Origin of the sequence: Candidatus Seribacter sulfatis, assembly GCF_964187635.1 — a bacterium.
GTDB lineage: Bacteria > Verrucomicrobiota > Verrucomicrobiia > Opitutales > Seribacteraceae > Seribacter > Seribacter sulfatis.
In genome coordinates, this window is record NZ_CAXLMO010000050.1 from 1 (window position 1) to 6431 (window position 6431).

7 protein-coding genes are annotated in these 6431 nt (G+C 46.6%); 5 read left to right on the plus strand and 2 right to left on the minus strand.

The annotated features are described in order from the left end of the window. The 5 genes from ACKPQ5_RS05765 to ACKPQ5_RS05785 form a co-directional block, all read left to right on the plus strand. A partial coding sequence (locus ACKPQ5_RS05765; protein ID WP_407678145.1) for a hypothetical protein occupies positions 1–266 on the plus strand: 266 nt, incomplete at its 5' end. Between the two features lie 26 nt (positions 267–292). Continuing rightward, positions 293–472, plus strand: coding sequence for a hypothetical protein (locus ACKPQ5_RS05770; protein ID WP_407678146.1), 180 nt, complete (start codon positions 293–295; stop codon positions 470–472). A gap of 157 nt (positions 473–629) precedes the next feature. After that, positions 630–1142, plus strand: coding sequence for a DUF2975 domain-containing protein (locus ACKPQ5_RS05775; protein ID WP_407678147.1), 513 nt, complete (start codon positions 630–632; stop codon positions 1140–1142). Between the two features lie 21 nt (positions 1143–1163). Then, positions 1164–1385, plus strand: coding sequence for a helix-turn-helix domain-containing protein (locus ACKPQ5_RS05780; protein ID WP_407678148.1), 222 nt, complete (start codon positions 1164–1166; stop codon positions 1383–1385). An 85-nt stretch (positions 1386–1470) separates the two neighbouring features. Further along, the gene (locus ACKPQ5_RS05785; RefSeq protein ID WP_407678149.1) at positions 1471–3135 is read left to right on the plus strand and encodes a hypothetical protein; all 1665 of its coding nucleotides are present in this window, start codon (positions 1471–1473) and stop codon (positions 3133–3135) included. 244 nt (positions 3136–3379) lie between these two features. Here ACKPQ5_RS05785 and ACKPQ5_RS05790 read toward each other — a convergent pair whose 3' ends face one another. Together ACKPQ5_RS05790 and ACKPQ5_RS05795 are read right to left on the minus strand one after the other, a co-directional pair. Further along, positions 3380–3634 carry a hypothetical protein gene (locus ACKPQ5_RS05790; protein WP_407678150.1) on the minus strand — a complete coding sequence of 85 codons (255 nt, stop codon included), beginning with the start codon at positions 3632–3634 and terminating at the stop codon, positions 3380–3382. Between the two features lie 26 nt (positions 3635–3660). Continuing rightward, positions 3661–6273, minus strand: coding sequence for a DUF1592 domain-containing protein (locus ACKPQ5_RS05795; RefSeq protein ID WP_407678151.1), 2613 nt, complete (start codon positions 6271–6273; stop codon positions 3661–3663). Between the last annotated feature and the right edge of the window lie 158 nt (positions 6274–6431).

A 6431-nucleotide genomic window follows, 5' to 3' on the forward strand; every position in this document is an offset into this window, starting at 1 on the left:
ATCCGGAACATGGCAAAGAGATGGACCGGGACTTCTGTGCCGATCAGAAGTTTTTCCGAGATCGTCCACTGTACCCTGGGGTGATCGAATCACTCAAAGAATTAAATGAGCGTGGATACCGACAGTTCACCATGTCGGCGACCTTTGATGTAGAAGCTAAAAAGGCCTACTTAGAGGATGTCCTTGCCCCGGTGGCTGACTTCTTAACCATTGAGTGTGTGGAGCATGGAGAGTTCTGCACGACACGGCCAAAAGGGACAGCTTAGTAGCTTGCTATCAAAAATACGGACTTTTGCCCGAAGAGACCATCCTGGTGGATGATCGGATTTATAACCTGCATGCGGCAATTGATTCAGGTGCTCGCCCCGTACGAATGCGATGCGAATTTACCACTGATTTGACCGGTGATCTCTCCTTGGTTCCTGAATTCCCAAGCGTTCCTGCATTCAGGGATTGGCTAATTGGTAGCTAATTTTTGATGATCCAAAATTAGCGTTTAAATATTTAGGCAGCTAGCAATCTCAATGATTGCATTCGTTCTATAAAAATAGTTATAAAACAATAAATAATTATTGATAAACAATAAAAATTAATTGACTTAGGGAGAAATATTACTTTGTTCATGATCTATGAACAGAGATCAAGTAAACCTACCTAACCAATCGGATCGTATCCGATCCTTATCGAAAAAACTTATCCCATTCTGTTGGCTGGTCATCTTCTCAATAATTGGCGGAGTAGCGGTGGCAGGAGTGAAATTAAAAAGTAATGAATCCACCTCTTTTCTTTTTGATGGATTAATTGGATCGATGATATTTTCTGCCCTGTTTTGGATTTGCCTAACTTTTCTCATTATTCGATTCCTGAAAAGTTGTGCGCGTGACGGTATTTTTTCGCAATCGGGAGCCACCAGTATTCGATGGATTGGACTGCTTATTCTTGCTAAAGCAATCCTTTCCTTAATTGGTAAATCTGGAGCCCTCGCTTACCTGTATTCGACTGAGGCTTCGCAGTTGGCGTTTTTTATTCCCTCGATCACTTCTTCGATCACAAAAATTATGATGGGAGTTTTTCTGCTGATAATTGCGAGAATTATTACGGTGGGTATGAGTTTGGAAAAAGATGCGAAACTCACCATTTAAAGGGAACTCAACAATTTTACTATGAGTATAAATGTTAAACTGGATGTTCTGATGGCCCAAAGGAAAATGAGGCTAAATGAGCTTGCGGCGTTTGTGGGTATTACCGATGCCAATTTATCGATTCTTAAAACGGGAAAAGCCAAGGCAATCAAGTTCTCCACCCTGTGTGCCATCTGCAAGGCTTTGGATGCACAACCCGGAGATTTATTGGAGTATATCAATGATGAGAAGAATCCAACATGAAGGAGTTCCCCTGTTCAATCATTCCTTGTTTATTTAATCATCTGAATGCACGAAGCTTACCCTTTAACGAAACCCCGCGATTATCATGAAAATTCTATCCCTCTCTTTTTGTTTGTCTTCACTCATTCTTGCTAATGCAAGTTCTTTGTTGGTGTGTTCCCTCCATGCTACGCCACCTCCCCGCCAGCTTTTCCCAAAACTTGAAGCACCTGGGGCGGAGGTGCAGCCGGTTGCTTATGCTAAGACGACCCCGCTTCCCAGTCTTATTAAAAAACTCCAAAGTCTGGCAAAGGAGGTGCAGCCTGAAAATAATCAAACTCAGCTCTTGCCTGTAATCGTTGGGGCTTTTCTTGGCGACCCCACTCTTTCTTCTGTTTCTCCAGATCATTCGAGCACTGTCATTCTCTTTGATGATTTGCAGGAAAAAAATGCCACGATACTCGGAGTGTTTAAATTAGATCCAAACAGCCCGATACCTGCTCAAATTAAAACCCAAGGATTATCCATTAAGGAAATCGAGGGTTGGACCATGGTTAGCAATAAGCCTGGGTTGTTTGAACAAGTAAAGGACTGGTCTTCGATTATCAGGTTTGCCGAGTGGAAGCCCCCCACTACGGTTGAGTTTGGCTGCTTACTTAACACCTTCCATGATGATTTGTTCGATCAAATGAATCACCATGCTCCCTCACATTCCAAAGATGAAGGCCTTGTTATAAATCTTCTTTTGGAAGAGTTGAGCAATATGGAAGCGATTACATTCTCGCTGTCTCTTCTGGAAAAAGAGGTTGTTCTTAACTTGAGGGTGTCGGCCCGGGATGGCACGGAACTGGACAAGCTTTTCTCCTCTTTGCCCCCTTCTCAAAATCTTGACCGGGAAAAAAGAGTTTCCCCGTTTGTGCAAAGCGGTGGATGGATGGAGGGAGTGACGAATCTAAACATTGCTTCTCATGCAGTGTACCTCGAATATCTTCTCGTCAAATTGGAAAAGGGATTAATGGACAAAGAGGTTAAGCAATTTGTTTCTTCGGTTTTATCCATGATTCGAAAGGGAGCCAAACTCTATTCGGGCCATTCGGCTATCAGTTATCGTGATCTTGGCGATGGGGATCTACCGGGGTATGTGCAAGTAGGATCCACCGAAGCTTCGATTGGTGATTTCAAGGAGTTACTTGCTGAAACCAATACTTTTTTTAATCAAGAAGCCTTCTCCGGTGCGGACGCGCCTGATTGGAAACCAAATTTTGTGGTGAAGGAGGCCAAACCAATCGATGGCACGAAAGTATTGTTTCTAAAAGTAAACCTAGAACGAGAAACGAAGGGCTCCAAAGTTTCTTCCTTTGCCAACCAAAACCTATATTACTGCGTTCATGAGGGGAAATCTGTAACGGCAACCAGCAGGAAGGCTTTGAGGCAGAGTTTGAGGGCGGTTAAGTCGGGAAAGCCATTGAGAAACAACCTTTCCAAGGAAATCACTTTAGGCCCACAGCATGCGGTTGCATGGCAGTTAGATCTTTTAGGTTATGGAAAGTTGATAGGGAATGTGTTAAAGGAAAGTGGCTTAGACCTTAGTCAATGGACTCAAGAAATAGAGAGGGCCCAGAAGATGAAATTTCCGCCTATTTCAGGAAATGTGGGGCATGGAAACGGTCAGTATTTTTTACAAACGAGCATTCCCGTAAAAACAATCCGGGCGATTGTTGAATTAGGCTCAGCTGCCTACATCAGTCATTCTTGGAAATTGAAGTTATAGCCCCCGGTTGAAATTAGGCATTCCTTGGTTTCTCCTTGTACTTCAACGCCATTTGATGGCAAAGAATTAAAATATTACCTGACTGAATTTCCTCTTAGCTTAACCGGTTCCGACCCGAAATAGTGGGGGGTGACCGGTCAGCTATCAGTAAGAAAATAGGCACAGGGGCCATCCGGAAAGTCTTTGGTAACCGTATATCTGCGGTTGCATTCGTCCAAGTCTCACTACCCGGCTAATGCACGAATTACGGAAGGATAGGCCTTAGTTCCTTCTTGCTTGAATCAATTGCGTACTGAGCACCTTCTGCTTTAAGTTGAGCCATCATTTGCTCGGTCAAGGTCTTTAGTTTGTTTGGTTTTTGATCGGCAAGATTGGTTTTTTCGTAGGGATCACTTGCCAGATCATACAGCTCATATTGGGGAAGAAATGCCCGCCTGATCGAAAGAAAAAAGGATGGCTCCGTGTATTGGCAAAATACTTTGATCGAGAAAGACGCCAAGATTCCGGAGTACGAATAATTCTTGTTTACGGATTAACAAATAAATCCGAGGTAACGACTTCGATCACTAAGTCCCGAAAACCAAGATTCTGTTTTTCAACTTTTTTGAGAATGCGGTCGATGGTGGGGCGGTCGGAAATTTCCATCTGCCTGCCCAAGGCATATTCCATGAGCTTATTGGTTAGGGCACGAATGAATTTTGGATGTTCGTTCCTGAAATGCCACACGAATTGGCCAAGGTCTTTGAATTCCTGACCTCCTGGAAGAACTCCGGATGCGTCGATTTTTTTTCGGGGTCCATAAGTGGTGCGAAAGCGGCCGATGGCGTCAAAGTTTTCCAGGGCAAATCCAAGCGGATCGATCTTGCGGTGACATTCGGCACAGGTGGGGTCGGATCGGTGTCTTTCCATTTGATCCCGAATGGTAGTGGATCCACGGGTGTCCGGTTCAATTGGTTCGATATCCGGGGGCGGAGGAGAGGGTGGGGTGCCGAGGATATTTTCAAGCAACCAGACTCCCCGGATGATCGGGGATGTATCGACTCCATTGGCAGTCACGGTGTGGATGGATGAATGCCCAAGCAAGCCACCCCGGGGATGGCCTTCCGTACTGACCCGGATAAAGGAATCAGGATTGGGGAAATCTGATTTTTTCACGGGTAAATGGTAAAGCCGGGCAAGGGCAGGGTTGGTAAAAGTGTATTGGGCAGTGAGAAATTCCGAGGTTGGCAGGTTGTTATCCAGTAGGTGGCGAAAGAAAACATGGGTTTCCTTACGCATCGCGGAAGCGAGGTCATCCATATAGTATTCTTTAAAGCGGTGATGATCGGGAGGGGTGTTGCCCAAATTATCGAGGGTGAGCCAGGCATTGAGAAATCCGTCCACGAAACGGTCTGACTTTGAATCCCTGAGCAAACGTTCAGTCTGTGCCCTGAGGATGTCGGGATGGGAAAGCTCTCCTGTGCGGGCGAGGGTGAATAACTCACGGTCGGGCATGGAGGACCAGAGGAAATAACTGAGCCGCGAGGCGATTGCATGGGGGTCAATGTTGTCCGTTTCGGATTCCGGTTCTTCCTGTAAATAAATAAAATGAGGGGAGCAGAGGGCTGCTTTGAGGGAATCTTTAAAGGCCTGCCAGGACTCGATCCCCTTGGATGTGCGGGCAAGGTAAACCCCGTGAATGGCATCGATCTGTTTTTCTGTGGGGGGACGACGGTAGGCCCGCTTGAGGAAATTACTCAATTGAGTGCGAATATTTTCCGAGTCATAGGTGCTGCCTCCTAGAATTTCTTTGTGCGTGCGGGTGGGCCAGTGATCAATGATCGGTCCACTCAGGAAGAGGTGATGAATCCGAACCTGAGGAAGTTTGGCATGTTGCAGGCCGTAGACTAAATTTTCATTACCGGAAGAGAGAGGGGACAGGCCATCCCGTTGACGGAGAAACTGGGCTGCCTCAATGTGGGCATTCCGGGTGAGGTGTGATCCGTTCAAAAAGATCAGGCGGGGGGTGGATCCCTTGTTCAGCCAGATGCGGGCGTGGTACTTTTTTCTTTTCCCGTCCACCATTTCAAAATGAGCCAATTTAGGCTCTAGGGGCTGTGGTAAATGAAGGGGGCCGACTTCGATATTGCCCGGCACCACGGCGAGGCGGAACGGTTCGTCCGTTCGGGTGCGGGCAAAGTTTTTCTCATAAGGGGGTACCCGGTAAAGAGCGGTGGCATCAAAGGCGAAGAAGTAGTATCCATCAAAAGGCACGCCCTCGGATAAGTCCGACATGTATGCATAGGATCCCATATGCCGCTGGGATCTGGGGTGTTCGTAAAGGCGGATATGATTAGGGATGTTTTCCACATCACGGAGAATGCTTTCGAATTTTCCGGTCAGCGATTTCCGGCGCTTGGCGAGTTGTTCCGGGGACATGGACCCTGTCATGCCCTTCAAGCCCCAACCCAAAGATTTAAGTGGTTCATCAACAGATTCCCGTTTCTGCACACTGGTCATAAACCCGGTGAATTCACCCTGTTCGAAATTTCCGTTTTGAATCCATTCCCGTGATGCGGGCTTGTCGAGGGAGGGCAGGGCTTTTTCCACCACCTGATCCGCGGTCCGTAAATATTGATCGAGTAGAAAACCGGAGGTGACTAAGGCATGACCCTGATTGTCGAGGTGATGAATTTCCTTATCCGATGGAAAGCCTTCGGTCGGGTCGAAGGCATCGGTGTTGAGATGAAAAAGGTCACTTATAGTGTGAAGATATTCCCTGCGGTTCAGGCGTCTCAGAACGGTCTCCCCACCGTTATTTTCACGTTTTGCTTGGGCCTCCGCAATCGCGGAGGTGAGCCAGGCCACGACTTCCTTTACTTCAGCGGGGTCGGGTCGGGGTTCCTCCTCCGGAGGCATCTCCCCGAGGTTTAACTGGTCAAGGATATCCTGAAAGAGGAGTAAGTCCTCATCATTCTGAATGGGGTGTAAGAGTTGGTCGTAGCGCCGGTCGGCTTTCTGTTTTTCTGGACCGTGGCACTTGAAGCAATGCGTTTGTAAAAAGGGATTGATTGTAGAATCAAAATCTTTTTTCGCATAAAGATGGATCAATGCACTGAAGAAAAGACCAAAGATGCCCAAAGACAATTTTTTGCCCATAGTACGATTTTTCCTACAGGGTTAACGTTCCTGTGGAATGGGCGAATGTTTCATCTTCCACTTCCAATTGATTCAGGATCGAAAGATAGAGGTTGGATAAAGGAATTCGTTTATTTTTGGCTCCCGGCATCGCTACATGCGAACCAGTTTGGTAGCCC